This is a genomic window from Campylobacter sp. 2457A, from assembly GCF_020135895.1.
In the GTDB taxonomy this organism is placed as follows: domain Bacteria; phylum Campylobacterota; class Campylobacteria; order Campylobacterales; family Campylobacteraceae; genus Campylobacter_D; species Campylobacter_D taeniopygiae.
Genome location: NZ_JACHTO010000048.1, coordinates 1 through 3,487, shown reverse-complemented (window position 1 = coordinate 3,487; position 3,487 = coordinate 1). Strand labels below are relative to the sequence as shown.

Below are 3,487 nucleotides of genomic sequence, written 5' to 3'. Positions count from 1 at the left end.
TTAACTAAACTATTTTATATTAAAAAGATTAAATACTCTAAGAAGATTAAAATAAGAAGTAGAATAATTAACAAGTCCGCAATGAGCTACTTTCCCCCTGCCAGTAAGGCGTAGTATCATCACCCACGATGTGCTTAGCTTCTTGGTTCGGGATGGAGCAAGGCGTTTCCACATCTGTATAATCACGGACATTGTTATTTAAATATTCTTTGATGAATACTTAAAAAACAATGTTAAAAGCAAGTTAAAAACCTTTACTTTCTTTTTAAGGTAAAAAACCTTAACAAGGAAGTGATGCTTATTAAAAAGATAAGCCAAACGCTCTATTAGTACTGGTCAGCTAAAAGACTTTCATCTATTACACACCCAGCCTATCAAACTAGTAGTCTTCTAGAGAGCTTAGAGAAGATTCATCTTAGAGTTGGCTTCACGCTTAGATGCTTTCAGCGTTTATCCTTTCCAAACTTAGCTACGCTGCGATGCTCTTGGCAGAACAACAGCTACACCAGTGGTTTGTTCAACCCGGTCCTCTCGTACTAGGGTCAAATCTCTTCAATCTTCTTACGCCCACGGCAGATAGGGACCGAACTGTCTCACGACGTTCTGAACCCAGCTCGCGTACCGCTTTAAATGGCGAACAGCCATACCCTTGGGACCTGCTCCAGCCCCAGGATGCGATGAGCCGACATCGAGGTGCCAAACCTCCCCGTCGATGTGAGCTCTTGGGGGAGATCAGCCTGTTATCCCCGGGGTACCTTTTATCCTTTGAGCGATGGCCCTTCCACACAGAACCACCGGATCACTAAGACCGACTTTCGTCTCTGCTTGACTTGTATGTCTTGCAGTTAAGCTGGCTTATACCTTTATACTCTACAAACGATTTCCAACCGTTTTGAGCCAACCTTTGTAAGCCTCCGTTATTATTTGGGAGGCGACCGCCCCAGTCAAACTACCCACCAGACATTGTCCCACTTGAGGATAACTCAAGCTGGTTAGCTACCCAAATAAGAAAGAGTGGTATCTCAACAATGGCTCATATACAACTGGCGTCATATACTCAAAGCCTCCCACCTATCCTGCACATTCTTATCCAAATAGCAGTGTCAAGCTGTAGTAAAGGTCCACGGGGTCTTTCCGTCTTGCCGCGGGTAGGAGGAATTTTCACCTCCACTACAATTTCACTGGATCCCTCTTTGAGACAGCTCCCATCTCGTTACGCCATTCATGCAGGTCGGTATTTAACCGACAAGGAATTTCGCTACCTTAGGACCGTTATAGTTACGGCCGCCGTTTACTCGGGCTTCGATCAAGAGCTTCGCTAATGCTAACCCCATCAATTAACCTTCGAGCACCGGGCAGGCGTCACACCCTATACATCCTCTTACGAGTTAGCAGAGTGCTGTGTTTTTGGTAAACAGTCGGGAGGGACTCTTTGTTGTAAGTTTCTTCGCTTTCGGAGTAAATCCTAGTACGAAGCGAACCACACCTTATACCGAAGATACGGTGCTATTTTGCAGAGTTCCTTAAAGAGAGTTCTTCCACGCGCCTTAGAATACTCATCCCACCCACCTGTGTCGGTTTACGGTACGGGCAACATTAGCTAAACTTAGAAACTTTTCTTGGCTCGACGGCATCAGCAATTCTTCTATCCATCCGAAGACTTCAAAAAGCCTGTCAGTTCTCGGAGTATTCTTATACGGATTTGCCTGTATAAGCTCCTACAACCTTCGACTAGCACTTCCATCCGCTAGCTTGCTTAGCCCTAAGCGTCCTTCCATCGCACACTAATGTTGGTATTGGAATATTAACCAATTTGCCATCACCTACCCCTTTCGGACTCGGCTTAGGACCCGACTAACCCTACGATGACGAGCATCGCGTAGGAAACCTTGGGTTTACGGCGTTAATGATTCTCACATTAATTATCGCTACTCATGCCTGCATGCTCACTTCTATTCGCTCCAGCACTCCTTACCGGTATACCTTCGACGCAAATAGAACGCTCTCCTACCACTTGACAAAGTCAAGTCTACAGCTTCGGTACTTACTTTAGCCCCGTTATATTTTCCGCGCAAAATCACTAGACCAGTGAGCTATTACGCTTTCTTTAAAGGATGGCTGCTTCTAAGCCAACCTCCTGGTTGTTTAAGTAACTTCACATCGTTTTCCACTTAAGTAAGATTTAGGGACCTTAGCTGGTAGTCTGGGTTGTTTCCCTCTTGACGACGGATTTTATCACTCGCCGCCTGACTGCTGTGATTACATATAAGGTATTCGGAGTTTGATAGGGTTTGGTACATTGGTGTATGCCCTAGCCCATTCAGTGCTCTACCCCCTTATACTACGACACAACGCTATACCTAAATATATTTCGGAGAGAACCAGCTATCACGAAGTTTGATTGGCCTTTCACCCCTATCCACAAGTCATCCCGGGGCTTTTCAACGCCTATGGGTTCAGTCCTCCACTAGTTCTTACACTAGCTTCAACTTGCTCATGGATAGATCACTTCGTTTCGGGTCTGCAGCATCTGACTAAGTGCCCTATTCAGACTCGCTTTCGCTACGGCTTCGCGTGTGCTTAACCTTGCCAGACACCACAACTCGCAGGCTCATTATGCAAAAGGCAGTCCATCACACTGTATTGCTACATAGTGCTCTGAATGATTGTAAGCAAATGGTTTCAGGTTCTATTTCACTCTGATCACCTCAGTTCTTTTCACCTTTCCCTCACGGTACTTGTGCACTATCGATCTGGTATTAGTATTTAGGGTTGGATCGTGGTCGACCCAGCTTCAGACAAAATTCCACGTGTTTCGCCCTACTCAGGATACTGCTAGCTAAAGTTCGGTTTTCGCATACGGGACTATCACCCTCTATGGCTACACTTTCCAGAGTGTTCTGCTAACTTCACTTATTGCACATTGCAGTCCTACAACCCCCAATGCAAGCATTGGGTTTGCCCTCTTACGCTTTCGCTCGCCGCTACTGACGCAATCTCTATTGATTTCTTTTCCTGAGGGTACTAAGATGTTTCAATTCCCCTCGTTCGCTCCTATATTAGGTAATGTATATCTCTATACATTGGGTTGCCCCATTCGGAAATCTACGGATCAAAGCTTCTTGACAGCTCCCCGTAGCTTATCGCAGTCTAGTACGTCCTTCATCGCCTTTACCAGTCAAGGCATCCACCATTCGCTCTTAGTAGCTTACCTTTTTTACCTTTTTTTAGTTGATTCTAAAACGCATCACTTCCTTGTTAAAGTTTTTACAATAAGACTTCTTTATTATATCTGTCTTAAGACGGAAAGCATTTAAACACTTATATTAAGCAATAAATATAAGCTGTGAAGTTTAAAACTTATTCTTTAAAATCTTTATTTAGCTTTTTAAAGAAAAAGACAGTGAAGTTTTATTCTTTAACAAGTTCAGTAAAATTGTTTTTAAAACTTGCTTGTGACTTTTAACATTGGTAAGTAAAAGAACAT

2 rRNA genes are annotated in these 3,487 nt (G+C 43.8%); both read right to left on the bottom strand.

Annotated elements, in window-relative coordinates:
- Positions 1–73 precede the first annotated feature (73 nt).
- Positions 74–190, bottom strand: a 5S ribosomal RNA gene (gene rrf / locus H2280_RS08145).
- Between the two features lie 115 nt (positions 191–305).
- A 23S ribosomal RNA gene (locus tag H2280_RS08140) occupies positions 306–3,214 on the bottom strand.
- Between the last annotated feature and the right edge of the window lie 273 nt (positions 3,215–3,487).